This is a genomic window from Ruegeria sp. BI12, assembly GCF_056537985.1.
The window spans coordinates 663,378-689,189 of sequence record NZ_JBQFSL010000001.1 but is presented as its reverse complement, the minus strand read 5'-3'; the positions used below and the strand labels follow the sequence as shown (position 1 = coordinate 689,189).

The window sequence follows — 25,812 nt, the reverse complement described above, 5'->3', positions numbered from 1 at the left end:
AACACTTAATTCAATCTTAAAACTTGTTGCCGCGTTGCAAGACCAAGGTTCTTTTTGGCGCAACATCTTGAAACTGCGCATGCATTGCACCGATCTGTGGTTCGGACACACCACCAGAACACTGACAAAGCAGAGAAATGGCATGAAGCGACTTGAGGCATTGGACGCGGCCCGGTTTCTGGCATTCTGCGGAATGGTTTTGGTGAATTTCCGCATCGCAGCTCGGGTCGCACCTGGTAATGACTGGGCGTCGATCCTGATCGATGCGCTCGAAGGCCGCGCGGCCGCGTTGTTTGTGATCCTGGCCGGAATCGGGATTGGATTGTCTTCTGTTTCTGCCTCAATGCTACTGCGGAGGGCAGCGTTTCTGTTCGTGCTCGGTCTGATTAACATGACCGTATTTGACGCCGACATCCTACATTTTTATGCGGTGTACTTTGTTGTCGGCGCAGCTTTCCTGGCGGCACCAACTGGCGGCTTGTGGCTGGGTTCTGTCAGTGTGATGGCATTGGCGGTTCTGGCGGTCATGATATTCAACTATGACCTTGGCTGGGATTGGGACACGTTGACATACACCGACCTTTGGACCCTGCCCGGCTTCTTGCGCAACCTTTTCTTCAACGGCTGGCACCCGGTCCTGCCTTGGACAGCTTTCCTGTTGATCGGCATGGCCATCGGGCGGTCAGAGCTGCACACGATTTGCATTCAACACAGGCTGATCATGTGGGGTTTCGGAGCTGCTGTTTTTGCACATTTCCCGCAAATGGTGGTCACGGACCCTGATCTGGCCGCCTATCTGGGGACTGCATCCATCCCGCCGGGGCCGTTCTACATCATTGCCGGTACAGGGTCGGCTTGTGTGGTGATCGGTCTACTGCTGAAACTGTGGCCAAAGATCGAAAAGCTGCGCATCGGCCCTGCCTTGACTGCGCCCGGTCGCCAGAGCATGACGCTCTATATGGCGCACATCCTGATCGGCATGGGCATATTAGAAGAGGCGGGTTTGCTGAACGGATCACTGAACGCCCCTCAAATCGTGGGCTGCGCGTTTACGTTTTGCGCGGCATCCTCGGGCTTTGCGATTTTGTGGTCTCGAAAGTTCAAAAGCGGCCCGCTAGAAGCTTTGATGCGTTTGACCACGCAGACTCGCAGGGCTTGACCTTGCGCGCCGGTCCGGGCTTGCTGCGAAAAACGCATTCACAGGATTTCCAATGTCCCTTGATCTTTGGCTCGCTTTTGTCGCTGCTTCCACCGCCCTCCTGCTAATCCCGGGCCCGACTGTCTTGCTGGTGCTCAGCTATGCTTTGTCCAAAGGGCGCAGCGTGGCCGTGGCCTCGGCCACGGGCGTAGCTGTTGGGGATCTGGTGGCCATGACGGCCTCGCTATTGGGACTGGGCGCATTGGTTCTGGCATCAGCTACGATGTTCACGGCCCTTAAATGGGTCGGGGCGGCCTATTTGGTCTGGCTGGGGATCAAATTGTTGCGCAGCGCGCCATCGGGTGGTCTGGAGACTGTGGAGACCGGACGCGATGTCACCGCCCGCAGCGTATTTGGCCATGCCGCCGCGGTCACCGCACTGAACCCAAAATCCATTGCATTCTTTATCGCCTTCGTCCCCCAGTTTCTGCGCCCGGCTGACCCACTTGGGCCGCAATTCTTCATCCTGATCGCAACTTTCGTGGGTCTGGCATGGTTGAATGCGTTGGCATATGCCTTTTTGGCAGACCGCTTGCGACAGATGATAGGTCGTTCGGGCGTCATCACTGCTATGACACGGTTCGGAGGGGTGACGTTGATCGGGATGGGTGTGGCCACGGCTGTCCTGCGCCGCCCAGCCTGATGGCTCAGTCCTCGGAGTGTTCTTTCATGAAAGCGCGAATGAACCGACGAATTTCTCGTGCAGCTGACGTGTCCAGCTCTTTGCATAGCTGAACGAACGCGTCCCGCTCATCCTTGTCCAGACGCAAGACCAACTGGCTATTTTTCTTGGTCGAAACCTTGCCGTCTTTTGCTTCCGCGCGTCCTGTACTCAACAAGATTTTTGCTCCATCGGCCGGCCCTTGTATATACATTGCATAGAGTTTGTATTTCTCGATCACCTAACAACAAAAGAAGATTATGGCAATGAACCTTCATGCTGCTCTGGCGTTTCTTCGGAAAGATCACCACAAAGGGCGTAGCTCGGTTCCGCCATGATGGCTTGCTGTGCTGTGCCGCTGCTGCGGGCTGTCGAAAGCAACGCTGAAGCATCACAAGAAGCTTGGCGGCAATCTTTCCTTGCATGACTGGCACCGATAAGCCAAACACCCCAGCGTGTTTTGACGCCAGAGGGGATGGCCATGTCCAGGAACAAATCGGTCAAGGATTACATTCGCACCATCGTGGATTTCCCACATGAGGGGATCATGTTCCGGGACGTCACGACCCTGTTCGCGGATCCGCGCGGCTTCCGCATGGCGATTGATCAGATGCTGCACCCTTACGCCGGTGAAAGGATCGACAAGGTTGTAGGTCTCGAGGCGCGCGGCTTCATCCTTGGCGGCGCCATCGCGCACCAGCTGAGTGTCGGCTTTGTGCCGATCCGCAAAAAAGGCAAGCTGCCGGGAACTACGATCAGCCAAGATTACAAGCTGGAATACGGCGAGGCGATTGTAGAGATCCATGATGACGCCATTCAACCGGGCGAAAAAATCCTCGTGGTCGATGATCTGCTGGCAACAGGTGGCACCGCAGCTGCCGGAATCAAACTGATCGAACGACTGGGCGGCGAGATCGTCTCATGCTCGTTCATTATCGACTTGCCCGAATTGGGTGGGCGCAAGGCTTTGGAAGATATGGGCATGGACGTCCACGTCCTGTGCGAATTCGAAGGTCTTTGACAGGCTGCGCATTCACAAGATCGTGAGTGGAAACCTGAAACCGCGCTGGCTTAGCGCGGTTTTTCTTTGGATCAACCCGAACTTATCGACATATTCAGTGATCTCCCTTTGATGCCGCCCCGTATCCAGATTGATGCCACCAAGGGCATTCCAACAAGGGATATCATACCATGTTTCGCAAACTCGCAATTGCCGGTGTCGCAAGCTTTCTCGTAGGAACGGCCGCTTATGCAGATGGTCACTCCAAGGATATTGTCGACACCGCCGTCGGCGCAGGCAGCTTTGAAACTCTCGTGGCAGCCGTTCAGGCCGCAGAGCTTGTCGATACGCTCAAAGGTGAAGGCCCATTCACCGTCTTTGCCCCCACTGATGACGCCTTTGCCGCTCTGCCCGAAGGCACAGTTGAAACCCTTCTGAAGCCCGAGAACAAAGATCAGCTGGTTGCCATCCTGACCTACCACGTGGTGCCCGGCAAAGTGATGTCAGGCGATCTGTCCGATGACATGACAGCCGCAACCGTACAAGGCGGAGAAGTCAAGATTGACCTTGATAACGGCGTGATGGTCAACGACGCGAACGTTGTTCAGGCAGACATCGAGACATCGAACGGCGTCATCCACGTGATTGACAAAGTTATTCTGCCCGCATCGTGAACCCAGCGCGCGGCCTGAATTAAATGGGCCGCGCCTACGCCTTTAGAACGGCACCCGGATTCATGATCCCTTTTGGATCAAGCGCGGCCTTGATCGAGCGCATCGCCGAAAGCTTTACCGGATCGCCATAGCGGCTAAGATCATCCGTTTTCAAACGCCCTATACCGTGTTCTGCGCTAATCGATCCACCGAACTCATGCACCAAATCATGCATCACGTGTTTTATCGTTTGCCGCTGTGCGTCATACTCTGAACGGCTATGCCCCTGCGGCGGGAACACGTTGTAGTGAAGGTTGCCGTCACCAAGATGCCCAAAACAGTTAATCCGGAAATCTCCCAACCCGCGCACGATTTCGGACCCTCGCAGTATGAACTCGGGGATTTGCGAGATCGGAACCGAGATATCATGGCTCGAGACCGAACCGACCAACCGGTTGGCTTCGGGAATGAGTTCACGTACGGCCCAAAGCTCCATTCGTTGCGCTTCGCTTTGGGCTATGACCGCGTCACCTACAAGCTCACGCGTCTCCGCTGTTTCGAACAACGCCATCAGCGCGTCTGACGGTGACGCACCCCCAGAAAGCCCCAATTCAACAAGCACCATCCATTCAGGCTGGACGTCAAAGGGCTGGCGGATATCGGGCAAAACCTCGGACAGGAATTGCAGGCCTTGCTTGTGGATCAGCTCAAAGGTGCTGACCCCCTCGCCCACCTGATCGCGTGCCAGCGCCAGCAATTCAATGGCAGCATCCGGAGAGGCCACCTGGAACATCGCAGTGCCGGTTTCGGTCGGGCGCGGGTACAGCTTCAACGACGCGGCTGTGATGATCCCCAGTGTACCTTCCGCCCCGATCAGCAGGTTGCGCAGATCATACCCAGTGTTGTCCTTGCGCAAACGGCTGAGGCCGTGCCAGATTTCACCATTCGGAAGAACTGCTTCCAACCCAAGACACAGATCGCGCGCATTCCCATAGCGCAATACATTGACCCCACCCGCATTCGTCGCAAGATTTCCTCCAATCCGGCAAGACCCTTGCGCCGCCAATGCCAACGGGAACAATCGATCAGCTTCTTCCGCAGCAGCCTGAACATCGGCCAGAATGGCACCGGCCTCGGCGATTAGAATGTTCTCGGTCGGATAAACCGCGCGGATGGCTGACATCCGCTCCAGTGAAACAAGCAACGGAGCCGGGCCGTCGGTCATCACCTGCCCGCCAACCAATCCGGTGCCGCCACCATAAGGCACGACGGGAACCAAAGCATCCGAGGCGAGCCGAACGAGCGTCGAAACCTGTTCTACCGACTTCGGCAGCGCCAGAACGCCGACACGGCCTGCGAACCTGCGGCGCGGCTCTTCCAGGTATCGTTCCTCGACAGGGTGCAGAATATCATCGCCCAGCGCAGTGCGGATTGATTGGGCAAAATTGTCATCGGCAGGGTTCAGTTTCATACCCTTTCCTTGCCCAAGCAACCGCGTTCCCACAAGCCCTATTCCAGCTCAATGAGGTATTGAGGCTCAAGCACAACAACAGTCGGGCGATCGGGCAACGTGCGCAAGGACACCGTGATCTCGGACACGCCTTTGCGCTCAACCGGAAAATCTTCGCGGATATCGACCAGGAACCTGTCCAGCGAAAAGCTGGAAAACCAGTGCATCGGAATAATGACCGAGCTTTTCAGCCGCTTCAAAACCGTGATCATTTCCGGCAACGGCATCGTCGTTCCGCCATCCACCGCGGCCATCACAACGTCCAAACGCCCAAGTGCAGCAAATTGTTCATCCGACGGCACATGATGCAGATGACCCAGATGGCCTATGCACAGCCCTTCAACTTCGAACACAAAGATCGAATTCCCGCGCTCTTCATAGCCGCCGTACGAGGATCGGATGTCGGTTGAGACATTGCGCACCAACATCTCTCCCAGATCAAGATAGTGTTCGATCCCCTGCCCGAACTCGCCCCACCCCGGCAATACATTCGGGATAGCCGGGTCCGGGTGGGCGGTCCAATGGGTGCTGTGGGCATGGTTCATTGTGACCACGTCCGGGATAAGATCGGCACTGCCAATAAAGCCGGTGAAGTCCGTCACCGCGTTTAACCCGCCCTGGGTCTGAATCAGAAAGGACGCGTGAGCAATATAGCTAATCCGAACCGAGAACTCCGGCACCGGGTCCTGCCAGGCTGCTTTGTGAATATACTCAATCCCCGGTGCGGCATCCGCGATGGCAATGCAATGGCTCGGCCGCCGTTCCTGTGCCGAAGCCCCACCCGAGATCACCATCAATACCGCAACAACCCAGCGCATGTCCGGAATGTAGCGCAGAACACAGGTAAGTCACGCCTGCAGATATCGCGTGGGTGAAATCACGGAATTGGCGTTTTCTAGGAGCAGTTCAGAGAACGATGCACTTCCGCAGCTTGAAGGGACGTGAGACTTTCGCCACACGTAACGCTTGTGCCAACGGATCACTCACAAAAAACGCGTGGCGCATTTGTGTGTCTATCCAGATGTCAGGACCATCCAGGGCCGAAGCGCTAACCGCAATATCCTTGTCTTGCATTGCCCCAGGTGGCTGCCAGATAGCATAATTTGGGTATGGCTTTGTGATGCGCGGAGATTGATCTGTTAGAACGGCCGTTTTTTGCGCACCGAAGTTCAGACAGAAGTACTCGCCTTCGACCGGCGTGGTACGATTATGCTGAAAAAGTTTGACAGCGTAGAGATTGCCTTCACCGAGATCAAACTGGCGCACACGCGGAAGACACCGTCCACAGACCTCCAGCCATAAAGAAATCAGGCTGCTTCTTTTCCTTTTTGTCTTTGTACTTCGCGTACATTTCTTTCGGGAAACAGTCTTCTGACTGCGGTTCTCCAAGTCTGTTTCGCTTCATGGCTCCAACAGCGCGTTCCATATCAGTCAGGACAATATCTGCCTCAAACCCTTTGATGCTTGAAACGCTCACCATGGCATCACTGATCCAGATCATTGGCTGTTTTGCCCGCGCCATCGACCTACCCCGCGTCGGTCTTGCCGCGCCGGTCCGAGCGCAAGCTGGCATACAGCACATGCGTCCGCCACCGCCCGTTAATCTGCAGATACGACTGCGCCACGCCCTCGTATTTGAAGCCCGAGCTTTCCAGCAACCCGCGCGAAGGTTTGTTTTCGGGCAGGCAAGCGGCCTCAATCCGGCTCAGGTCCAATCGGGTAAAGGCGTGATGCACGACGGCACCGATGGCTTCGCGCATGTAACCCTGACGGGCAAAAGACTGGCCCGTCCAATACCCCAGTGTCCCCGCCTGCGCTGGGCCGCGGCGAACATTGTCCAGCGTGATGGCACCCAGAAGTACATCGTCAGTGCGCCGGAACAGAAACAGTGGGATCGAAGTTCCTCCGGCTACGGACCGCTGGGCCCAGTAGACGCGGTTCGTAAAGGACTTCCGGCTCAGATGATCCTTGGCCCAGACCGGCTCCCACGGGGTCAGGTATTGCTGCGACGCGCGCCTCAGCGCCGCCCAGTCGTTAAAGTCGGAATGCACCGGCGGGCGCAAGCTAAGGCGCTCGGTTTCGAGTTTCAGCTTGCGTCTGCCCAACAGCATCACGCCGCACGCCTCTCCTGCAATTCGGCCAGCGTAGGTGCGCCCGAGACCGGGCCATAAAGCGCCAGAGCTGCCCGTGCCTGCACGGCCATTTGTTCGGCGAATACACGAACATCTTGGGTGCTTACGGCATCGATCTTAGCAACCGTATCTTCTAGCGAGGGAACCTGGTCCCATATCTGAACGAGGCGCGCCAGACGTTCAGCCCGGTTCGACGGGCTTTCCAGCCCCATCAACATTCCGGCCTTCATTTGGGCACGGGCACGCGCAACCTCTTCCGCGCTCATGTCTTCGGCGGCGCGCTTCATCTCGTCGATGGTGATGGTTGCCAGTTCACCAACTTGGTCTGCCGACGTACCAGCATAGATCGTCGTGCTGCCGGTATCCGCATATGCACCGGTCTGAGCAAAGATGGTGTAGCAAAGCCCGCGCGTTTCGCGCACTTCCTGGAACAGGCGCGAAGACATTCCGCCGCCCAAAGCAGTAGAATAGATCTGCGCGGTATAGATCGCGTCATCCCGATAGCCGGGACTTTCCAGCGCAAGCGCAAAATGGGCCTGCTCCAGCTCTTTCTCCTGCCGCGCTTCCCCACCGGTAAAGCGGGCGGTTTCCGGGATCAGGCCCTTGCATGGTTGCAGGTGACCAAACATCTCTTCCGCCGCTTTCATCAGCGCGTCGTGGTCGACCGCACCAGCCGCCGAAAGGATCATCTGTTCCGGGCCGTAATGCTCAGCGACAAACCCTGACAGGTCCTCACGCGAGAAGGCGCTGACGCGTTCGGTCGGCCCCAGAATGGTCCGACCCAGAGGTTGATCATGATAGCTTTGCTCTTGCAGCCAATCAAAAATCACATCGTCGGGCGTGTCATAGGCCTGACCAATCTCTTGCAAGATAACGCCGCGCTCGACCTCGATCTCACGCGGGTCAAAGACCGGGTTCAAAACGATGTCACCGATCACATCCATAGCCAGCGCTACGTCGTCCTTAAGGACGCGGGCATAATAAGCCGTCACTTCGCGCGAGGTGTAGGCGTTGATGTATCCGCCCACATCCTCGATCGCCTCGGCGATTTGCAATGCCGAACGACGCTCAGTTCCCTTGAACGCCATGTGCTCAAGGAAATGGGCGATGCCGTTCTGTTCGATCCGTTCGTGCCGCCCGCCGGCGGTTACCCAGATGCCGATGGCCGCAGATTGCAGCCCCGGCATTTGTTCACTGACGATACGAAATCCGTTCTTCAGTTGGTCTTGTCTGACAGTCACTCAGCAATATGCCTTTTGATATGATCCTCGAGGGCACCCAGATCATTTGCAATGCGGGTCACCCGTTCCGGACGTTCATACAGATCAGACATGCGAGAGGGAAGAGGCGGATGTTCACCGCTTGCCTTCTCGACCGCTGTCGGGAACTTCGCAGGATGCGCCGTGGCCAGAGTGATCATTGGAACATCGGCATTGCGATGCTCTTCGCCGACCTTGATGCCAATGGCGGTGTGCGGGCAAACCAGCTCGGCGCTATGTGCCAGAGTGTGTTTGATCGTTTCAAGTGTCTCGTCTTCGGATACGCGGCCTGAGTCAAAGCTTTCGCGCAGCGCTTCCATCGCGCCCTGGCTGACGTTGAACCCTCCAGTCTTGAGCTCATCCATCAACTGCGCCACTGCTGCGCCGTCCTCGCCGTAGGCATAGTACAGTGCACGCTCAAAATTCGAGCTGACCTGAATATCCATCGACGGACTGATCGAAGGGATGGTATCGCCCTTGAAGTACCCCTCGCCCGACAGACAGCGGTGCAAGATGTCGTTCTGGTTGGTTGCCACGACCAGACGGTCGATCGGCAGGCCCATACGCTTGGCCAGATAGCCCGCAAAGATGTCGCCAAAGTTACCGGTCGGCACGGTGAAGCTGACCTTGCGATGCGGCGCACCAAGGCTGACAGCCGCAGAGAAATAATATACGATTTGCGCCAGCACGCGGGCAAAGTTGATCGAGTTCACACCGGCCAGCTTCACGCCATCCCGGAAGTCAAAGTCGTTGAACATATCCTTCAGCGCAGCCTGACAATCGTCAAAATCGCCATCCACGGCCAGCGCATGCACGTTGCTATCCGCAGGCGTCGTCATCTGGCGGCGCTGCACCTCAGAGACACGACCGTGCGGGAACAGGATGAACACGTCCACCGCATCCAGGCCCCGGAACGCCTCAATAGCTGCCGAGCCAGTGTCCCCGCTGGTCGCGCCGACGATGGTCACGCGGTCGCCGCGTCGCTTCAAGGCCACCTGGAATAGTTGACCGATCAGCTGCATTGCAAAGTCCTTGAAAGCCAGCGTCGGACCGTGGAACAATTCCAACAGGAAATGGTTCTCGTTCAACTGCTTCAAAGGCGCGCGGGCATCATGGCCGAAGCCCTCATAAGCACGGGCAATGATTTCTTTGAACTCACCCTCACCAAAAGACCCGCTTACGTAAGGCCACATCACGCGGAAGGCGATTTCTTCGTACGGCAAACCTGCTAACGCTGCAATCTCGTCCTGCGTCATCACCGGGATCTCGGCAGGCAGGTAAAGACCGCCATCACGAGCCAATCCGGTCAGCATTGCCTCTTCAAACGTCAGTTCGGGCGCCTGCCCGCGGGTCGAGATGTATTTCATGTCGCGTCACTCTCAGAAGGGGCGCGGCTGCGCCACAGGAAGTATCCGGTCATCGCAGCCCATACCAGGGCCAGACCAAACCAGGTGATTGCATATTGCAGGTGATCATTTGGAATGCCCGCCGTGTCGACCGGCAAAGGCGTAACACCCGGATCGGTTTGCGACCGAGCGATCAGCAACACTGGCTCGGCTCCCAAGGCAGCAGCCAGGTTCGGAACATCGCGGGCAAACCAGATATTGTTGTCGATATCCGGCTCAGGCGTATACCCGTCGATTTCGTCCGGCCAGTGCAGATTACCGGTGACTTCCATCGGACCATTCAAGCGTTCGTCCTGCTTGGCGGTCACAGGAATAAAGCCCCGATCCACCAAAATGGTCCGATCATCGGCACTAAAGGACTGAATGATACGATACCCCGCTCCGACCTGCTTGACCGAAACAAGAACATGGATCTCGCCCGGCTCCATCTCGCCCGTGATCGTGACAGGCAGATACTTGTCGGCATCCGTTGATACACTGTCGGGTAACCCGCCCGAGTCCGCGGAAATCCGGCTTTCAATCTCGGCCAACACGCCCTGTTTCCACGCCAAACGCTGCATTTGCCACACGCCCAGCGACACAAGGATCGCCAGCCCGGCAATGCCAAAGATCAGCAGAAAGAGAATGCGTCGCATGTCAGAACCAGGTTGCTTTGTTAGAAGGCTCTGCAAGAGCCGGCGTCTTGTTAAGGGCTACACCCGCGGAAAGGCAACTGTGCAATTGTATGGGGCGCAATAATGCGCCCGGAACAGAGAAAAAGCCGCCCCTTTGGGCGGCTTTTGCAATTTGATCACCTGTCCGACGTTACATCAGCGGCGCCTGGCCCCAGATGTATACCGCGAAGAACAGGAACAGCCAGACAACATCAACGAAGTGCCAGTACCATGCTGCCGCTTCAAACCCGACGTGCTTTTCAGAGGTGAAGTCACCCTTCAACGCCCGGATCAGACAGACCGACAGAAAGATGGTACCGATTAGAACGTGTGCGCCATGGAAACCTGTAGCCATGAAGAAGTTCGAATAGAACTGATCACCGCCGAACTCCCAACCTTCGTGGGCCAACAGCTCATAATATTCGAAGGCCTGCAAGAAGGTAAACGCGATACCCAGCGCGATACCGATGGCCAGCCCCTGTACCAGTGCCTTGCGGTCATTTCCATGCACCAAAGCGTGGTGCGCCCAGGTGATCGCACAGCCCGACAGCAACAGGACCAAGGTGTTGATCAGCGGCAGGTGGAACGGGTCAACCGCGTGAATGTCCGGCTGGATGTACTCGGTGCCGGCATAGTCATACATCGGGTACATACGATGTTTGAAGAACGACCAGAACCAGGCGAAGAAGAACATCACCTCGGACATCACGAACAGGATGAAGCCATAGCGCAGACCGATGCGAACAACCGGTGTATGATCGCCCTGACGGCTTTCAACCACAACCTCGGACCACCACGCGAACATGGTATAAAGCACAGCCACAAGACCCGCCCAGAACATGAACGAGGTAACGCCGTGCATCCACAGGACGGCTCCGAACAGCATCACAAAGCCGCCGATCGCGCCGATCAGTGGCCAGATCGACGGGGCCAGAATGTGATAATCATGGTTTTTTGCGTGTGCCATCAGCGTCCCTCACCTACAGGCGTTAGTTCGTTGTTATATCAGCCTGCGTCTCAAGGGCGGCAACGCCCTCGGGCAGGTCAATTTCGTAGAATGTATACGACAGCGTGATCGTATGAACATACTTAGCTTCAAGATCCTCGACCATTTCAGGATCGACGAAAAAGGTGACCGGCATCTCAACACGTTCACCCGGTTGCAGCACCTGCTCTTCAAAGCAGAAACAGGCAATTTTCTGGAAATACCCGCCGGCTGAATACGGCGTCACGTTATAGGACGCCTGTCCCGCGATGGGGCGGTCGGTCGGGTTGTAAGCTTCATAAAAGGCCAGTCCGGTTTCGCCGATACGCACTTCCATCTCGCGAGCGACCGGCTTGAATTCCCATTCCATGCCTTTTGCCTTCGAGGCGTCAAAGCGGACGGTAACCTTGCGATCCAGAATATCCTCGGGCGCAGTCGCAGCAACACCGGTGGTGCCACCAAAACCGGTGACGCGGCAGAACCAATCGTAAAACGGAACGGATGCCCAGGCCAGGCTGCCCATAAGGACAACCACGCCAACTGTCTGCGCAACAGTTTTCTGAGGACCTGTCAGCGCCATCAGTTCTGTACCTCTTGCGTCGCCAAGCTGAAATCCGTGCCTGAAACCTTTACGACCGTCAGACCGAATATGATCACAATAAAGGCGGCCAGCGTCAGGCCGACCCCAAGGTTACGGCTGAATCGGCGTTGGTGAAGTTCGTGGCTCTTGCGCAGGCTCATGACCAACCTCCCAGCCCATAGGGTTTCAGCAGTGCTTCGGCCAGGATAGCACCGAAATGCAGGAACAGGTACAGCAGCGACAGCTTGAAGAACGAGCGTTCCACCTTGAAGTTGTCGGCTTCGGAATCGTCCTCATCGCGGCGCGATATCTGCCAAGCTCCGCGCAGGAACAGCGCGTTAAGCACCACGGCAACGGTCAGATAAATCGGACCACCAATGCCCGAGAACGCGGTGCCGACGGCCAGTAAGGCCAGCAGCGCCGTGTAAACAAGGATATGCCAGCGTGTCGCGCGGCGACCATGTGTAACGGTCAGCATCGGAACGCCAGCATCGTCGTAATCCGAGCGCATGAACAGCGCCAGCGCCCAGAAATGCGGCGGGGTCCACATGAAGGTCAGGGCAAACATCAGCCACGGCTCAATCGACATCGACCCGGTTGCAGCAACCCAGCCGATAACCGGCGGAAAGGCTCCTGCTGCTCCGCCAATGACGATGTTCTGAGGCGTTGAGCGTTTAAGCCACATCGTATAGATGACGACGTAGAAAAAGATCGTGAAGGCCAGGAAAGCACCGGCAAACCAGTTGGTCGCCAAACCCAGCATAATGACGGACAGCCCCGACAGGGCCAGCCCGATTGCCATCGCCTCGCCCTCCTGAACCTTGCCAGAAGGGATTGGGCGGCCCTTGGTGCGCTTCATCACGCGGTCGATGTCGGCGTCCCACCACATGTTCAAAGCGCCGGATGCGCCGCCGCCGATGGCGATGAACAGGATGGCGCAGAAGCCGACAAATGGGTGAACAGGTACCGGTGCCGCCAGAAGTCCGACCAAAGCGGTGAACACGACCAGCGACATCACGCGCGGCTTCAGCAAAGCAAAGAAATCGCCAAAGCTGGCCTCATCCGCGTGGGATTGGGCGCTTACTGTGCTGGCATTGATGCTTGCGTCGCTCATTTCCGGTCCTTCTGGGGCGAAAGCTGCGCGGATACCGCGCAGCCTGCATTACCTTTGGCGCGAGCTTTCAGCCCGCGCGGGTCATCACTTTGACGCAACCTGGAAAGTTGCGGGCTGACCTGCATACTCTTCCAGTGCGCCTTGCAGCCACTGTTCATACGCCTCTTCGCTAACCACTTTGACGGTGATCGGCATGTAAGCGTGATCCTTGCCGCACAGTTCGGAACACTGACCGAAATAGATGCCTTCCTTTTCGGCCTCGAACCACAGTTCGGCCAGACGACCAGGAACACCGTCCTGCTTTACGCCGAAGGACGGGATGGTCCAAGAATGGATCACGTCAGAGGCGGTAACCTGCATGACTACGATTTTGCCAACAGGCACGACAACGGCGGTGTCGGTGGCCAGCAGCCATTCGTCGTCGCTGTAGCCTGCATCCGCCAGTTTGGCGCGCATCGCGTCATCCAGAACAAACGGGGTTACGTCCGCATCGGCCGGGCGTGCGCCTTCATCCAATGTCGCCGGGTGACCCAACAGATAGCTGTCGAACGCAAAGTCGTGATCGACATATTCGTAGGTCCAGTACCACTGGTTTCCGACGACTTTGATCGTGATGTCGCCTTCGGGGATTTCCTGCTGATTGAACAGAACCGGCAACGAGAATGCACCGATGAAGACCAGAATCAGGATCGGGCCTAAGGTCCATGCAATCTCAACCGGAGTGTAGTGCGAGAATCGCGCTGGTTCAGGGTTGTTACGCGCACTGTAGCGCACAATGCAGTAGACCAGCAGACCGGCAACGAACAGGCAGATCACGGTGATGATCACCAGAATCATCGCATCCAGCCGATGAATCCCCGAAGCCAGGCTGGTGGCCGCGGGCTGGAACCCAAGGCCGCCATCAACCGGCTTACCAATAATCTCAAGCTCCTGAGCCATTGCGGGAAGGCTGGAGAGGGCTGTCATCAGCCCCGAAAGCATCAAAGCATTCTTCATTTTCTGTCCTGATCGTCTGATCTTTGCTTCTCTGGCGAAAAGGTGTGAATCAGTCGCACCTCTCCCGTTGTCTTTGGCCGCGTTAAAAACCATATTCCGTCGGGTAGATAAAGCAAAATGCTTGCGTCAAACAGACGCTATTTTTGATCTGGATCAAACTCGGAAGGTCCCAACTGATGTCCAATGACCCGTTTCGCCCATTTGAAAGCGCTATTCCGCAGGACGAAGCACTTGCAGTTTTGCAATCTGCCACCGACGGGGCAGAAGACGGAGAGCTGTTTGTCGAGAGGCGAAAATCCGAAGCTTTGGTCTTTGATGACGGGCGTCTGAAGACCGCATCATACGATGCTTCAGAAGGGTTTGGTCTGCGGGCCGTGCAAGGTGAAGTTGCCGGGTATGCGCATTCCACTGATGTCTCTATTCCGGCCCTGAAACGGGCGGCTGAGACCGCGCGCCTTGCGGTCGGAGACGGTGGCGGTACGCTCGCTGACGGCCCTCGCGCCACCAATACCCGCCTTTATACCGACGAAGACCCGATTGAATCCGCTGATTTTCCGGTCAAAATAGAAACACTGCGCGAAATCGACGCCTATGCCCGCGATCTGGACCCTCGTGTCGTACAAGTCAGCGCCACAATCGCCGCGGCCGTCCAAGAGGTCGAGATTTTGCGCCCGGACGGAGTTCTGGTTCGTGATGTGCGGCCAATGACCCGCCTCAATATCTCTGTAATCGTGGAACAGAACGGTCGCCGCGAAAGCGGCTCGGCAGGCGGCGGTGGGCGTGTCGGGCTGGATGGGTTGATCGATCCGAAGGATTGGCAGGACAAATCGCGCGAGGCGCTGCGGATCGCTCTGGTCAATCTCGACGCGATCCCCGCCCCAGCTGGCGTGATGGAAGTCGCGCTGGGCCCCGGTTGGCCAGGTATCCTGTTGCACGAAGCAATTGGGCATGGGTTGGAAGGCGACTTCAACCGCAAGGGAAGCTCCGCATTTTCCGGATTGATGGGGCAGCAGATCGCATCCAAAGGCGTGACCGTCGTAGATGACGGTACGATACCGGATCGTCGTGGCTCGATCTCTCTGGATGATGAAGGTACGCCCAGTTCGCGGACGGTTTTGATCGAAGACGGCATCCTGACCGGTTATATGCAGGATCGTCAGAACGCGCGTCTGATGGGCGTCGCACCCACCGGAAACGGGCGGCGACAAAGCTATGCGCACAAACCCATGCCGCGGATGACGAATACAGTGATGCTAGGCGGAGAGGCCGATCCTGCCTCTTTGGTGGCAGATATCAAAGACGGAATCTGGGCCGTTGGGTTCGGCGGCGGTCAGGTGGATATCACCAACGGCAAATTCGTGTTCTCCTGCACCGAGGCGTACCGCGTTGAAAACGGTAAAATCGGCGCACCTGTGAAAGGCGCGACCCTGATCGGAGACGGCCCGTCCGCTCTTAACCGTATTCGGGGGCTGGGCAACGACATGGCGCTGGATCCAGGCATGGGCACTTGCGGTAAGGATGGCCAATGGGTGCCGGTGGGCGTGGGCCAGCCAACTGTACTAATGGACGGTTTGACAGTCGGCGGATCGGCCGCTTAACCAGGAAACGCTACGTGGAAACTGAAGGCGCAGGGTTAACACTGCGCCGTTTACGCGCTTGCGCCTAAACGTGCCAGCGGGCAGTCGCGTTAGATGTGGGGGTTTTTATCCCATATATTTCAATTAGCTAGACAGATATCGATTGCAGACGTCGAAAATTATCCGAATAATTTGAGGAGATTCACAAGCTGTTAACCCCGGCAATCGTAAACCAGTTCTGCAATCAGGCGGAGCATCGGATGACCGAAGAGCAGCATTCTTCCTATCACCCCACACTCCCACCCACCACGGAAGAGGATCGGTTTTCCTGGCTTCGTCTGTTGCGTTCTCGCAAGGTTGGCCCGGCGACATTTCGTCGGCTGATGCGGGAACATGGTTCGGCGCAGAACGCGCTGACCGCACTGCCCGAAATGGCGCGTGCTGCCGGAATCGATGGTTATGAAGTTTGCCCACCCGGCGTGATTGAGGCGGAACTCAGGGCCGCAAAACTCGCAAACGCGAAGCTTTTGTGCCTTGGGTCTGCCGATTTTCCTGATGCCTTGAACGATCTGTCCGACGCGCCGCCTATGCTTTGGGCGATTGGAGATACTTCCCTGCTGCAGCGTCAGTCGATTGCGATGGTCGGCGCGCGCAACTGTTCATCGCTGGGTGCTCGGATGGCAAGGGGGCTTGCCACGGATCTTGGAAAACAGGGATACGTCGTTGTGTCCGGGTTGGCACGCGGGATAGATACCGCGACCCACATGGCCGTGCTTGAAACGGGTACTGTCGCGGTGATGGCGGGCGGTGTGGATGTGGTCTATCCTGCCGAAAACACGGGACTGGCAGAAAAGATAACTGAAACCGGGTTGCGCGTGTCCGAACAGCCTATGGGCGTCACGCCGCAGGCGCGCCATTTCCCACGCAGAAACAGAATTATCTCAGGTCTGGCACAAGCGGTTGTCGTCGTCGAAGCTGCAGCAAAGTCCGGCAGCCTGATTACGGCGCGGGATGCCTTGGACCAAGGGCGCGAGGTTCTGGCCGTGCCCGGCCACCCCTTCGATGCGCGGGCTGCGGGGTGCAACATGTTGATCCGGGACGGCGCGATATTGGTGCGAACCGCGGAAGACATCATTGAAGCGCTTCCGAAACAGGTAACAGCGCCTCAGGTTGAGGCCCCCGCCCCACCCATCGCAGTTGATGAACCAGCAATCACAGGTGCCGCGTTGCATAGTGCGATTTTGTCACGGTTAGGCCCCTCCCCGATTGCCGAAGATCAGTTGATCCGCGACATTGCTGCAACGGCCGGAGAAATAGGACCGGCGCTGATTGATCTGGAACTCGAAGGACAGATCCAGCGGCAGCCCGGCGGACTTCTGTCATTGTCCGCATAAATACCAACTCTGACGAGCGGTTCCTGCCCAAGCCCTTTTTGTGCACAGGCTACGTGATTGAAATAACAACATAACTTCTGTGTTCAAAGGAACTCATTGACAATTCGCCCTTGCCCTCCACATTTTGCACAATCATAGAAGGCGCACATTATGTCGAGCGAGGTTTTCCCTTAAATGCCTGTAGTTGTTGTAGAATCTCCTGCCAAGGCCAAAACAATCAACAAATATCTTGGCCCTGACTACACGGTTCTTGCGTCCTACGGCCATGTCCGGGACCTGCCGCCCAAGGACGGATCTGTTGATACCGAGCATGAATTTGCGATGAAATGGGAGGTGGGCAATGACAGTCGCAAACACGTCAAAGCCATCGCCGACGCCCTGAAAGAAGACAACGCACTGATTCTTGCAACCGACCCCGATCGTGAGGGCGAGGCCATCAGCTGGCATCTGCAGGAAGCGCTTACCAAGCGCCGCTCGATCAAGAAAGACACGCCCGTCAGCCGCGTGACATTCAACGCCATCACTAAGGATGCTGTGACCGAGGCGATGCAGAACCCGCGTGAGGTCGACATGCCACTGGTCGAGGCCTACCTCGCCCGTCGCGCGCTGGACTATCTGGTGGGCTTTAACCTGTCGCCGGTTTTGTGGCGCAAACTGCCCGGCGCGAAATCCGCTGGCAGGGTGCAATCTGTCTGCCTGCGCCTGATCGTCGAACGCGAGATGGAGATCGAAGCTTTCAAGCCCGTTGAATATTGGTCTGTGAAAGCTGTGTTCGAGACTCCGCGCGGACAGACTTATGAGGCGCGGCTCGTTACCCTGGCTGGCAAGAAACTGGACAAGCATGATCTGGCCAACGCTACGCAGGCAGAACTGGCGGTGCAGGCCATCACCAGCCGCGCGCTGAGCGTCACATCGGTCGAGGCGAAGCCAGCTGCGCGAAATCCCAGCGCGCCGTTTATGACCTCGACCCTGCAGCAGGAGGCCAGCCGCAAATTCGGTATGGGTGCTCGTCACGCGATGCAGGTAGCACAACGCCTCTATGAGGCAGGCTACATCACTTATATGCGGACCGACGGCATCGATATGGCGCCCGAAGCCGTGGCAGCCACACGCGACGCAATCACAGATCGCTATGGTTCGGAATATGTGCCGGACAGCCCGCGCATCTATAAGAACAAGGCCAAGAACGCACAGGAAGCGCACGAGTGTATCCGCCCGACGGACATGTCACGCGATGCCAAGGCCCTAAAGGTCACGGACGAGGATCAGCGTAAGCTATATGACCTGATCTGGAAGCGTACAATCGCCTGCCAGATGGCTGCGGCACGGCTGGAACGTACCACGGTCGAGATCGGTAGCGATGATGGTCAGGTCGGCCTGCGCGCCACCGGTCAGGTGGTGCTGTTCGACGGGTTCATGCGCGTTTACGAAGAAGGCCGCGACGACGTCGCCGATGACGACGAGAAGCGCCTGCCCCAAATCATGCAGGGCGATCCGGCACGTTTCGCCAAGACCTCGCTGCGCGATCAATTTACGAAGGCAACGAGCGAAGGCTCCGACAGGGCGGCGAAACAGGCCATCCTTTCCGAAAACGAATCTGTGCTTGCCCTGCAGCACCACACTCAGCCGCCGCCGCGCTATACCGAGGCCACATTGGTCAAGCGGATGGAAGAGTTGGGGATCGGGCGCCCTTCGACTTATGCCTCGATTGTAACCACGATTCAGGACCGGGAATATGTGCGCAAAGACAAGAACCGGCTAATCCCCGAGGAAAAGGGGCGGATCGTTACGATCTTTTTGCTGAATTTCTTCCGGCAGTATGTCGGCTATGAGTTCACGGCCAATCTGGAAGAACAGCTGGATGACGTCAGTGCCGGTGATCGGGACTACAAGGACCTGCTGGGCAAGTTCTGGCGCGATTTCTCGGCCGCGATTGGCGAAACCTCAGAGCTGCGCATTTCCGAAGTGCTGGACAAGCTGGATGAGGCGCTGGCGCCGCAGCTCTATCCTCCGCGCGAAGATGGGTCCGACCCGCGTGTCTGCCCGAAATGCGGGGTGGGTCAGTTGCACCTGAAAACTTCACGCACCGGTGGTTTTGTCGGCTGCGGCAACTATCCTGAGTGCACCTATACCCGCCCTATTGCCGGTGAGGGTGCCGAGGGTGATGAACGCCTTTTGGGTGAAGATGCAGGCGATGAGATCTGGCTGAAATCCGGCCGCTTTGGCCCCTATGTGCAGCGTGGCGAGCCGACGCCTGAGAACAAAAAGCCCCCGCGCGCTTCGCTGCCACGCGGGTGGAGCAAAGATGACATGGATCTGGATAAGGCGCTGACATTGCTCAGCCTGCCGCGCCAGATTGGTGAACATCCGGACGGCGGTATGATCAGCTCGAATTTCGGGCGGTTTGGTCCTTATCTCATGCATCAGTTGGCAGATGAGGCCAAACCGGTTTACGCCAACCTCAAAGATCCCAACGACGTGTTCGAGATTGGCATGAACCGCGCGGTCGAGCTGCTGGCCGAAAAGCGCGCCAACCCTGGGCGAGGCCGTCGCGCAGCGGCCAAACCGTTGAAGGAATTGGGCGAGCACCCTGATGGCGGCGCGATGCAGGTATTGGACGGTCGTTATGGACCATACGTGAAATGGGAAAAGGTTAATGCGACAATTCCAAAGGACATCAAGCCCGAAGACGTGACCCAGGAAATGGCCATTGAACTGGTCAACGAACGCGCGGCCAAAAAGGGCACCAAGAAAAAAGCAGCCCCCAAGAAGAAAGCCGCCGCCAAGAAAACAGCCAAAAAGGCGGCCACCTGAGGGGAGTTAGGTAGAAATACCACCTACCCCTTGGTTTTATTGACTTCCCCGTGACGTGGCGGCACAACCTGCGCAATCACCATGTCATTGGGGGAGTTTTCCATGAAGAAAGTCTATGCTAATGCCTCTGAGGCGCTCGATGGAGCGATCTCGGACGGCATTACAATCGCAGCCGGCGGTTTTGGCCTGTGCGGTATTCCCGAACTGTTGCTTAAGGCGATCAAGGACTCGGGCGCACAAGATCTGACTTTTGCCTCGAACAACGCCGGTATCGACGATTTCGGCATCGGCATCCTGCTGCAGACCAAGCAGGTCAAAAAGATGATCAGCTCTTACGTTGGCGAAAACGCCGAGTTCATGCGTCAGTACCTAAGCGGTGAGCTGGAGCTGGAATTCAACCCGCAAGGCACCTTGGCCGAGCGTATGCGTGCCGGCGGCGCCGGCATCCCCGGCTTCTATACCAAGACTGGTGTGGGCACCGTGATCGCCGAGGGCAAAGAGCACAAAGACTTCAACGGCGAGACTTACATCCTGGAAGAAGGCATCTTTGCTGATTTGGCCATCGTCAAAGCCTGGAAGGCCGATGACACCGGCAACCTGATCTTCCGCAAGACCGCACGCAATTTCAACGTGCCCGCCGCAACCTGCGGCAAGATCTGCATCGCCGAGGTTGAAGAGATCGTACCGCGCGGCTCGCTGGACCCCGACGCGATCCACCTGCCCGGCATCTACGTGCACCGCATTATTCAGGGGAAGCACGAAAAGCGCATCGAACAACGCACCACCCGTAAGAAGGAGGAAGCATAATGCCCTGGGATCGTAATCAGATGGCCGCACGTGCGGCGCAAGAACTGGAAGACGGCATGTATGTGAACCTCGGCATCGGTATTCCGACGCTGGTGGCGAACTATGTGGGTGACAAGGACATCACCCTTCAGTCCGAGAACGGCATGCTGGGCATGGGGCCCTTCCCTTTCGAGGGCGAAGAGGACGCAGACCTGATCAACGCTGGCAAGCAGACGATCACGGAACTGTCCCGCACCTCATATTTCGACAGCGCGACCTCGTTTGCGATGATCCGCGGCGGCAAAATTGCGGCAGCTGTTCTGGGCGCGATGGAAGTCGATGAAGAAGGTGATTTGGCCAACTGGATGATTCCGGGCGTGCTGGTTAAGGGCATGGGCGGCGCGATGGACCTTGTTGCAGGTGTTCGTCGCGTGATCGTCGTGATGGACCACACCAACAAACACGGCAAATCCAAGCTGCTGAAGAAATGCACTCTGCCGCTGACCGGTAAGAAGGTGGTGAATCGCATTATCACCAACCTCGGTGTTCTGGACGTGGTAGATGGCGGCCTGAAGATTATCGAGATCGCCGAAGGCGTAACCGAAGACGAAATCCGGGCCGCGACCGAGGCCAATATCGTCAACTGAATTGATCCATTGAAAAGGCCCACCTGATCCGGGTGGGCCTTTTTCAGTTCTGCGTTTGGAACACGCAACCGTCCGAGATCAGCTGAGGCGGCGTCGAGCACAACGCCCGCGCCACCTGAAACGCCGCGAGAACCTTGGGAACGTAGTCGCGGGTCTCAGCGTAAGGTGGGACGCCCTCATGCTTGCGCACGGCCCCTTCCCCAGCGTTGTATCCGGCCAGAACGAGGATCGGGTCATTACCGAACTCTTCCATTAGCCAGTTCAGATATTTTACACCGCCCGCAATGTTCTGCGACGGCTGCAAACTGTCCTGTACGCCAAACCGTTTGGCGGTTGCGGGCATCAATTGCATTAATCCCTGCGCACCGGCCGAACTTACCGCATCAGTGCGCCCGGCAGATTCGACGGAAATGACCGCCAAAACCAATGCTGGTGAAACATTTGTTCCAACTGTCGAACGCAAAATATCTACGTGGCGCTGTTTGGCGATGTTCTGCAACGTCTGCAATCGGGGCGACGCAACGTTGATCGCAGCCAACGCATTCATTGCATCACTTAACCTTCCGGATCCCGCCTCGGCCAATGAAGGCGAAACCCGCTCCCAGAAGGCCTTGTAAGAGCCAACCGGCTTTTTCTTGCCCGCACCAGGAAGGGTTGGCGGTACGACTCGCGTGCGTGCGATGATTTCTGGTTCAATTATTTCTACCCCGGTACTAGGAGCCGACGGAGCCTTAGCATGCTCATCCGCCGTGATCTGGACCGTGACGCGCGGCCGTGTACCTGGCTTGGGGGCCTTGACGCGTTTGTAAACACCTCTTGGCTCGACCTCGTTTGCCACGACGGGCACAGGGCCAGACAGCATAATTGCCGCCAAACCAGCGCAAGTCATTGCTAACCGGAGATTCATTTGCCTGCCTCATGTATTTTCTTTTGGTTGATATGAACCGCGATTCCACCCGTAAGGCCAGAAAAACAATATGAAATGGGGCAATTTCGCCTCATTTGCCGCAAATTTGCATCGGGCCAACCAAGCAACCTCTCTATAGAAAACTTTTTTTACATTTATTTTCAAGCGCTTAAATAAAAACCTGTCAAAAAGTTAAACTTCGTCGAAAAAAAATAGGGTTTGGCCCAATTCCTGCCACGCACAGCAGTCAATCATAGTGCCATACCGAGACGATCGGGAGCGGACTGAGAGAGAAAGCTCTGATAGACGCCGAGGTTTAATTGACTTTTTTGATCCTTTAGGAGGGACGTAACATGATCAAGTTCATCAAGAACTTCCGCAAAGACGAAGACGGCGCCGTAACAGTAGACTGGGTCGTTCTGACCGCAGCCGTTGTTGGCCTGGCCGCAGTTGCATACACCGCAATCGGTGACGGCACCAAAGGTGTTGCGGACAGTGTCGGTGGTGCGCTGACCACCACTGCAGGCAACGTTGTGAGCGATGTTAAAATCAACCCAACAGCGGCGGCTGACTAATAGCCAACCCGACAGAGGCGTAGTACGCGTCTGATCGTTTTGACGAGACGTAACGGGGCTGGGTTGTAAAACTTGGCCCCGAAACTTTTCAAACACTTGCCGTGGTGCTCCCATGTTTAGAACAATCTCAAATTTCTGCAAATGTGAAGACGGGGCTGTGACTGTTGACTGGGTGGTGTTGACGGCGTTTGTTGCATTTATGGCCAGCGTAGTAGCCATCTACATTTCGGGCCCGGTCAGAGATATCGACACAAAAAACGGTGCTGCGATGCTTACAGTCGCCGATCAAGTTGACACTATGGAAATCACGGTAAGTTTCAGCGATTAAGAGCTGTTCGAGTTGGATACCCATTCGACCCCACGCAACGGGCACGAATAAAATCCAACATTGTCCCCCTTTTCGACACAATTTACATTTACACCGGGGTCAAATGTTGTCGTATTCTGTGCGACGCAAAACCAGAATAGAGTAACGTGAGGGGACTTGGATGCGTGCGGTATTTGGACTTGTTCTGATTATTGGAGTCGCTCTAGCCGGTGGTGCCGTATACTTGGCAAAAGACTACATCAGTCAAACGCAGGCGGAACTTGAGCGGGAGCGGCTGGCTACCCAAAACGCTCTGGCAAATGTAAAAACAATTCCGACCGTGGACGTCGCGGTCGTTAACCGGCCCATGAAGTATGGAGAGCGCCTCACCGAAGAAGATGTGCGACTCGTACAGTGGCCCGAGGACGCGATTCCTGAAGGAACCTTTACGGACTTGGCCGTTTTGTTCCCGGAGGACGGTAAAGGAGATCGCTTTATCCTTCGTACAATCGAAAAAGATGAAGCCCTTCTGGAAGTCAAAGTTACGCAACCTGGCGAATCAGCTGGACTTACCTCGCGCCTGAAGAAAGGCATGCGTGCCTTTGCAATCAGCGTTGATGTAGCATCGGGTGTGTCCGGTTTTCTGCGACCGGGTGACAATGTCGACGTATACTGGACTGGATCCCTGAGAGGTGCCGGTGGCGAAGGAGAGATCACGCGTCTTATCCAAACTAACATTGAACTGATCGCAATCGATCAGACCGCCGGATCGGATGTGACTGGCACAACAATTGCCAGGACGGTAACTGTTGCCATTACTCCGGAACAGGTTGCCGCCCTCGCCCAAGCCCAAAACACAGGGCGGCTGTCACTGGCGCTGGTTGGTGCGCAGGATGAAACTATCGCGACCGCGATTGAGGTGGACCAGAGAAAACTGCTGGGAATCGAAGAGGCCGCACCCGCGCCCGTCAAAGTCGAGCGAGAGGTCTGCACAGTAAAGGCGCGCCGCGGCGGCGAGATTGTCGATACAGGAATAATAACTCCCTGCACAAACTAACGTAAAATCAAAACGTTAAAGCCACAAGCCGCGCGATCAGCGCGGCTTGTTTCGTTTTGGATGTTGCCCATTACCCACATAAGGAAAATTCCAGAAACCATTGATTATTGCAATAAAATCGTAATTCGCGCAGTGTAATCGCACATAAGGCATTAGACCTAAAACGAGGCGTGATCGGAGAGGCAGGTCACATGAAAATAAAATCTTGGATCAGCGCAACCCTTCTGGGGTTGGCGTTAGTTATCAGTTCGGCCAGCACAGCTGTCCAGGCTGAAACCCTTCGCGTGGTTAAAAACGGTACAGCGGAAACGCTGGACGTTCCAATGAACCGCGCAATTGTCGTTGAAAGCGAGACCCCTTTTGCGGAACTCAGCATCGCCAACGCAGGCATCGCTGACATTTCGTCGCTTTCGGATCGCACTATCTATGTTTTGGGTAAGGCACCTGGCCTGACTACACTGACTTTGTTCGACGGGGCCGGCAACTTGCTGGCCAATGTTCGGGTCCGTGTATCGCCTGATGTGTCTGAATTCAAAGAGAGACTGCGGCAAATCCTGCCGGGCGAGCCCATTGAAGTACGCACTGCCAATGACGGCATCGTTCTTTCCGGTACACTTTCCAGCTCGGCCAAATTGGCCCGCGCTCTGGAACTAGCAGAACGTTACGCCCCCGAGCGCGTATCGAACCTGATGTCGGTTGGCGGCGTTCAGCAGGTCATGCTGAAAGTGCGTTTTGCCGAAATGAACAGGTCAGTTGCTAAAAGCCTGACCACATCATTGGGCTTTGGCGGCGGCGACGTGACCGGCGGTTTCAACACACTGAACAATGCCGGTTCGTTGGCGAACGCGCTTAACAATAACATTCCGATCCAACAGACAAATACAGGTGCCATCCTGTTTGGCTTTGGCGCCGGTTCAACGCAAGTACGTCTTCTGTTGGAAGCGCTTGAAACCAAAGGGCTTGCCCGAACTCTTGCGGAGCCCAACTTGTCAGCCCTGTCGGGTCAGGAAGCTGAATTCCTGGCGGGCGGCCAAGTCCCGATCCCGGTTCCGGCCGATGACGGCCAAATTGCAATTGAATACCGGAATTTTGGTGTGCAGGTTCTCTTTACGCCCCGCGTGGTGGATGGTGATCTGATCAACCTCGAGTTGGGAACATCGGTGTCAACGATTGACCCGAACTCCAACTTTTCGATTGCAGGCAACAACGTGCCGACATTCATTTCGCGTCAGACTAAGACAACAGTTGAATTGCGAGACGGAGAGAGCTTTGCAATTGCAGGGCTGATCCAGGACAACTTCGCGGACTTGAACAGCCAAATCCCATGGGTCGGCGACATTCCTGTGCTGGGTGCTTTGTTCCGCAGCGCGGAATACCAGCGCGAGCAATCTGAACTGGTCGTCATCGTCACAGCACATCTGGTATCACCCACACGTGGCGAAGCTCTGGCTCTACCGACTGACCGTGTTAAACCGCCTACCGAGTTTGACTTGTTCCTGAACGGGAAAACGGCGCGAACAACACGCGTTGGTTCGGGTGCTGCGTCTGAAGTCGCCAAACAGGACTTTGGCAGCTCATACGGCTACATCCTGGAATGATTG

General features: G+C 56.5%; 28 protein-coding genes. 13 read left to right on the top strand and 15 right to left on the bottom strand.

Features of this window, described 5'->3' with window-relative positions:
• The first annotated feature begins 142 nt into the window (after window positions 1-142).
• A complete protein-coding gene (locus ACR0AK_RS03615) occupies window positions 143-1,159 on the top strand; it encodes a DUF418 domain-containing protein (protein ID WP_480792393.1) in 1,017 nt (338 codons plus the stop codon).
• 52 nt (window positions 1,160-1,211) lie between these two features.
• Entirely contained in the window at window positions 1,212-1,841 is a 630-nt protein-coding gene (locus tag ACR0AK_RS03610) for a LysE family translocator (RefSeq protein WP_170561003.1), read from the top strand.
• Window positions 1,842-1,845: 4 nt separating this feature from the next.
• Here ACR0AK_RS03610 and ACR0AK_RS03605 read toward each other — a convergent pair whose 3' ends face one another.
• On the bottom strand, window positions 1,846-2,037 hold the full coding sequence (locus tag ACR0AK_RS03605) for a hypothetical protein (protein ID WP_254453022.1): 192 nt from the start codon (window positions 2,035-2,037) through the stop codon (window positions 1,846-1,848).
• Window positions 2,038-2,340: 303 nt separating this feature from the next.
• Between ACR0AK_RS03605 and ACR0AK_RS03600 the strand changes: the two genes are divergently transcribed.
• Both ACR0AK_RS03600 and ACR0AK_RS03595 read left to right on the top strand, forming a co-directional pair.
• Entirely contained in the window at window positions 2,341-2,880 is a 540-nt protein-coding gene (locus ACR0AK_RS03600; RefSeq protein WP_058272309.1) for an adenine phosphoribosyltransferase, read from the top strand.
• A 170-nt stretch (window positions 2,881-3,050) separates the two neighbouring features.
• Window positions 3,051-3,533: a fasciclin domain-containing protein gene (locus ACR0AK_RS03595; protein WP_058272260.1), complete on the top strand. Its 483-nt coding sequence runs from the start codon at window positions 3,051-3,053 to the stop codon at window positions 3,531-3,533.
• Between the two features lie 34 nt (window positions 3,534-3,567).
• On the opposite strand, the gene ACR0AK_RS03590 is transcribed toward ACR0AK_RS03595, so the two are convergent.
• From ACR0AK_RS03590 to coxB, 13 genes are all read right to left on the bottom strand, one after another.
• A complete protein-coding gene (locus tag ACR0AK_RS03590; RefSeq protein ID WP_480792392.1) occupies window positions 3,568-4,983 on the bottom strand; it encodes an FAD-binding oxidoreductase in 1,416 nt (471 codons plus the stop codon).
• Window positions 4,984-5,021: 38 nt separating this feature from the next.
• Window positions 5,022-5,840: an MBL fold metallo-hydrolase gene (locus tag ACR0AK_RS03585; protein WP_170561006.1), complete on the bottom strand. Its 819-nt coding sequence runs from the start codon at window positions 5,838-5,840 to the stop codon at window positions 5,022-5,024.
• An 88-nt stretch (window positions 5,841-5,928) separates the two neighbouring features.
• Window positions 5,929-6,288, bottom strand: coding sequence for a hypothetical protein (locus ACR0AK_RS03580; protein ID WP_480792391.1), 360 nt, complete (start codon window positions 6,286-6,288; stop codon window positions 5,929-5,931).
• Entirely contained in the window at window positions 6,275-6,523 is a 249-nt protein-coding gene (locus ACR0AK_RS03575; protein WP_480792390.1) for a hypothetical protein, read from the bottom strand. Before ACR0AK_RS03575 ends, ACR0AK_RS03580 begins: the two co-directional genes overlap by 14 nt.
• A 25-nt stretch (window positions 6,524-6,548) precedes the next feature.
• Window positions 6,549-7,133, bottom strand: a complete 585-nt coding sequence (locus ACR0AK_RS03570; RefSeq protein WP_480792389.1) for a GNAT family N-acetyltransferase — start codon at window positions 7,131-7,133, stop codon at window positions 6,549-6,551.
• Window positions 7,133-8,395: a M16 family metallopeptidase gene (locus ACR0AK_RS03565; RefSeq protein WP_480792388.1), complete on the bottom strand. Its 1,263-nt coding sequence runs from the start codon at window positions 8,393-8,395 to the stop codon at window positions 7,133-7,135. The genes ACR0AK_RS03570 and ACR0AK_RS03565 overlap by 1 nt, the downstream gene beginning before the upstream one ends.
• A complete protein-coding gene (thrC, locus tag ACR0AK_RS03560) occupies window positions 8,392-9,780 on the bottom strand; it encodes a threonine synthase (protein ID WP_480792387.1) in 1,389 nt (462 codons plus the stop codon). The genes ACR0AK_RS03565 and thrC overlap by 4 nt, the downstream gene beginning before the upstream one ends.
• On the bottom strand, window positions 9,777-10,454 hold the full coding sequence (locus ACR0AK_RS03555; protein WP_480792386.1) for an SURF1 family protein: 678 nt from the start codon (window positions 10,452-10,454) through the stop codon (window positions 9,777-9,779). The genes thrC and ACR0AK_RS03555 overlap by 4 nt, the downstream gene beginning before the upstream one ends.
• Before the next feature lie 169 nt (window positions 10,455-10,623).
• Entirely contained in the window at window positions 10,624-11,439 is an 816-nt protein-coding gene (locus ACR0AK_RS03550; protein WP_170561012.1) for a cytochrome c oxidase subunit 3, read from the bottom strand.
• Window positions 11,440-11,461: 22 nt separating this feature from the next.
• Window positions 11,462-12,037, bottom strand: coding sequence for a cytochrome c oxidase assembly protein (locus tag ACR0AK_RS03545; RefSeq protein ID WP_170561013.1), 576 nt, complete (start codon window positions 12,035-12,037; stop codon window positions 11,462-11,464).
• Window positions 12,037-12,198, bottom strand: coding sequence for a hypothetical protein (locus tag ACR0AK_RS03540; protein WP_170561014.1), 162 nt, complete (start codon window positions 12,196-12,198; stop codon window positions 12,037-12,039). Before ACR0AK_RS03540 ends, ACR0AK_RS03545 begins: the two co-directional genes overlap by 1 nt.
• On the bottom strand, window positions 12,195-13,151 hold the full coding sequence (gene cyoE / locus ACR0AK_RS03535; RefSeq protein ID WP_480792385.1) for a heme o synthase: 957 nt from the start codon (window positions 13,149-13,151) through the stop codon (window positions 12,195-12,197). The genes ACR0AK_RS03540 and cyoE overlap by 4 nt, the downstream gene beginning before the upstream one ends.
• An 84-nt stretch (window positions 13,152-13,235) precedes the next feature.
• Complete coding sequence (gene coxB / locus ACR0AK_RS03530; RefSeq protein WP_480792384.1) at window positions 13,236-14,147, bottom strand: cytochrome c oxidase subunit II; 912 nt, start codon at window positions 14,145-14,147, stop codon at window positions 13,236-13,238.
• A 176-nt stretch (window positions 14,148-14,323) separates the two neighbouring features.
• Between coxB and tldD the strand changes: the two genes are divergently transcribed.
• The 5 genes from tldD to ACR0AK_RS03505 all read left to right on the top strand — a co-directional run bounded on the left by tldD (window position 14,324) and on the right by ACR0AK_RS03505 (window position 21,365).
• The gene (gene tldD / locus ACR0AK_RS03525; protein ID WP_170561017.1) at window positions 14,324-15,745 is read left to right on the top strand and encodes a metalloprotease TldD; all 1,422 of its coding nucleotides are present in this window, start codon (window positions 14,324-14,326) and stop codon (window positions 15,743-15,745) included.
• Window positions 15,746-15,984: 239 nt separating this feature from the next.
• Complete coding sequence (gene dprA / locus ACR0AK_RS03520) at window positions 15,985-17,118, top strand: DNA-processing protein DprA (protein ID WP_480792383.1); 1,134 nt, start codon at window positions 15,985-15,987, stop codon at window positions 17,116-17,118.
• 174 nt (window positions 17,119-17,292) lie between these two features.
• The gene (gene topA, locus ACR0AK_RS03515) at window positions 17,293-19,932 is read left to right on the top strand and encodes a type I DNA topoisomerase (RefSeq protein WP_480792382.1); all 2,640 of its coding nucleotides are present in this window, start codon (window positions 17,293-17,295) and stop codon (window positions 19,930-19,932) included.
• A gap of 102 nt (window positions 19,933-20,034) precedes the next feature.
• Window positions 20,035-20,739 carry a CoA transferase subunit A gene (locus tag ACR0AK_RS03510; protein WP_480792381.1) on the top strand — a complete coding sequence of 235 codons (705 nt, stop codon included), beginning with the start codon at window positions 20,035-20,037 and terminating at the stop codon, window positions 20,737-20,739.
• Window positions 20,739-21,365 (top strand): CoA transferase subunit B, encoded by a 627-nt coding sequence (locus ACR0AK_RS03505; protein WP_480792380.1) that lies wholly within the window; start codon window positions 20,739-20,741, stop codon window positions 21,363-21,365. The genes ACR0AK_RS03510 and ACR0AK_RS03505 overlap by 1 nt, the downstream gene beginning before the upstream one ends.
• A 43-nt stretch (window positions 21,366-21,408) precedes the next feature.
• Here ACR0AK_RS03505 and ACR0AK_RS03500 read toward each other — a convergent pair whose 3' ends face one another.
• Entirely contained in the window at window positions 21,409-22,272 is an 864-nt protein-coding gene (locus ACR0AK_RS03500; RefSeq protein WP_480792379.1) for a lytic transglycosylase domain-containing protein, read from the bottom strand.
• Between the two features lie 353 nt (window positions 22,273-22,625).
• On the opposite strand from ACR0AK_RS03500, the gene ACR0AK_RS03495 reads away from it, so the two are divergent.
• The 4 genes from ACR0AK_RS03495 to ACR0AK_RS03480 all read left to right on the top strand — a co-directional run bounded on the left by ACR0AK_RS03495 (window position 22,626) and on the right by ACR0AK_RS03480 (window position 25,809).
• Complete coding sequence (locus ACR0AK_RS03495; protein ID WP_170561023.1) at window positions 22,626-22,847, top strand: Flp family type IVb pilin; 222 nt, start codon at window positions 22,626-22,628, stop codon at window positions 22,845-22,847.
• A 157-nt stretch (window positions 22,848-23,004) separates the two neighbouring features.
• A complete protein-coding gene (locus ACR0AK_RS03490) occupies window positions 23,005-23,175 on the top strand; it encodes a hypothetical protein (RefSeq protein ID WP_480792378.1) in 171 nt (56 codons plus the stop codon).
• Window positions 23,176-23,335: 160 nt separating this feature from the next.
• Window positions 23,336-24,211: a Flp pilus assembly protein CpaB gene (cpaB, locus tag ACR0AK_RS03485; RefSeq protein ID WP_170561025.1), complete on the top strand. Its 876-nt coding sequence runs from the start codon at window positions 23,336-23,338 to the stop codon at window positions 24,209-24,211.
• Window positions 24,212-24,402: 191 nt separating this feature from the next.
• Window positions 24,403-25,809, top strand: coding sequence for a type II and III secretion system protein family protein (locus ACR0AK_RS03480; RefSeq protein ID WP_170561026.1), 1,407 nt, complete (start codon window positions 24,403-24,405; stop codon window positions 25,807-25,809).
• Window positions 25,810-25,812 lie beyond the last annotated feature (3 nt).

Bases quoted from the DNA above. Each gene is read 5' to 3' on its own strand.
- ACR0AK_RS03550 (WP_170561012.1), bottom strand. From the start codon at position 11,439: ATGGCACACGCAAAAAACCATGATTATCACATTCTGGCCCCGTCGATC.
- topA (WP_480792382.1), top strand. From the start codon at position 17,293: ATGCCTGTAGTTGTTGTAGAATCTCCTGCCAAGGCCAAAACAATCAAC.
- ACR0AK_RS03510 (WP_480792381.1), top strand. From the start codon at position 20,035: ATGAAGAAAGTCTATGCTAATGCCTCTGAGGCGCTCGATGGAGCGATC.
- cpaB (WP_170561025.1), top strand. From the start codon at position 23,336: ATGCGTGCGGTATTTGGACTTGTTCTGATTATTGGAGTCGCTCTAGCC.
- ACR0AK_RS03545 (WP_170561013.1), bottom strand. From the start codon at position 12,037: ATGGCGCTGACAGGTCCTCAGAAAACTGTTGCGCAGACAGTTGGCGTG.
- ACR0AK_RS03600 (WP_058272309.1), top strand. From the start codon at position 2,341: ATGTCCAGGAACAAATCGGTCAAGGATTACATTCGCACCATCGTGGAT.
- ACR0AK_RS03570 (WP_480792389.1), bottom strand. From the start codon at position 7,133: ATGCTGTTGGGCAGACGCAAGCTGAAACTCGAAACCGAGCGCCTTAGC.
- coxB (WP_480792384.1), bottom strand. From the start codon at position 14,147: ATGAAGAATGCTTTGATGCTTTCGGGGCTGATGACAGCCCTCTCCAGC.
- ACR0AK_RS03615 (WP_480792393.1), top strand. From the start codon at position 143: ATGAAGCGACTTGAGGCATTGGACGCGGCCCGGTTTCTGGCATTCTGC.
- ACR0AK_RS03505 (WP_480792380.1), top strand. From the start codon at position 20,739: ATGCCCTGGGATCGTAATCAGATGGCCGCACGTGCGGCGCAAGAACTG.
- ACR0AK_RS03540 (WP_170561014.1), bottom strand. From the start codon at position 12,198: ATGAGCCTGCGCAAGAGCCACGAACTTCACCAACGCCGATTCAGCCGT.
- ACR0AK_RS03595 (WP_058272260.1), top strand. From the start codon at position 3,051: ATGTTTCGCAAACTCGCAATTGCCGGTGTCGCAAGCTTTCTCGTAGGA.
- ACR0AK_RS03590 (WP_480792392.1), bottom strand. From the start codon at position 4,983: ATGAAACTGAACCCTGCCGATGACAATTTTGCCCAATCAATCCGCACT.
- ACR0AK_RS03610 (WP_170561003.1), top strand. From the start codon at position 1,212: ATGTCCCTTGATCTTTGGCTCGCTTTTGTCGCTGCTTCCACCGCCCTC.
- ACR0AK_RS03555 (WP_480792386.1), bottom strand. From the start codon at position 10,454: ATGCGACGCATTCTCTTTCTGCTGATCTTTGGCATTGCCGGGCTGGCG.
- ACR0AK_RS03585 (WP_170561006.1), bottom strand. From the start codon at position 5,840: ATGCGCTGGGTTGTTGCGGTATTGATGGTGATCTCGGGTGGGGCTTCG.
- cyoE (WP_480792385.1), bottom strand. From the start codon at position 13,151: ATGAGCGACGCAAGCATCAATGCCAGCACAGTAAGCGCCCAATCCCAC.
- thrC (WP_480792387.1), bottom strand. From the start codon at position 9,780: ATGAAATACATCTCGACCCGCGGGCAGGCGCCCGAACTGACGTTTGAA.
- dprA (WP_480792383.1), top strand. From the start codon at position 15,985: ATGACCGAAGAGCAGCATTCTTCCTATCACCCCACACTCCCACCCACC.
- tldD (WP_170561017.1), top strand. From the start codon at position 14,324: ATGTCCAATGACCCGTTTCGCCCATTTGAAAGCGCTATTCCGCAGGAC.
- ACR0AK_RS03480 (WP_170561026.1), top strand. From the start codon at position 24,403: ATGAAAATAAAATCTTGGATCAGCGCAACCCTTCTGGGGTTGGCGTTA.
- ACR0AK_RS03495 (WP_170561023.1), top strand. From the start codon at position 22,626: ATGATCAAGTTCATCAAGAACTTCCGCAAAGACGAAGACGGCGCCGTA.
- ACR0AK_RS03575 (WP_480792390.1), bottom strand. From the start codon at position 6,523: ATGATCTGGATCAGTGATGCCATGGTGAGCGTTTCAAGCATCAAAGGG.
- ACR0AK_RS03500 (WP_480792379.1), bottom strand. From the start codon at position 22,272: ATGAATCTCCGGTTAGCAATGACTTGCGCTGGTTTGGCGGCAATTATG.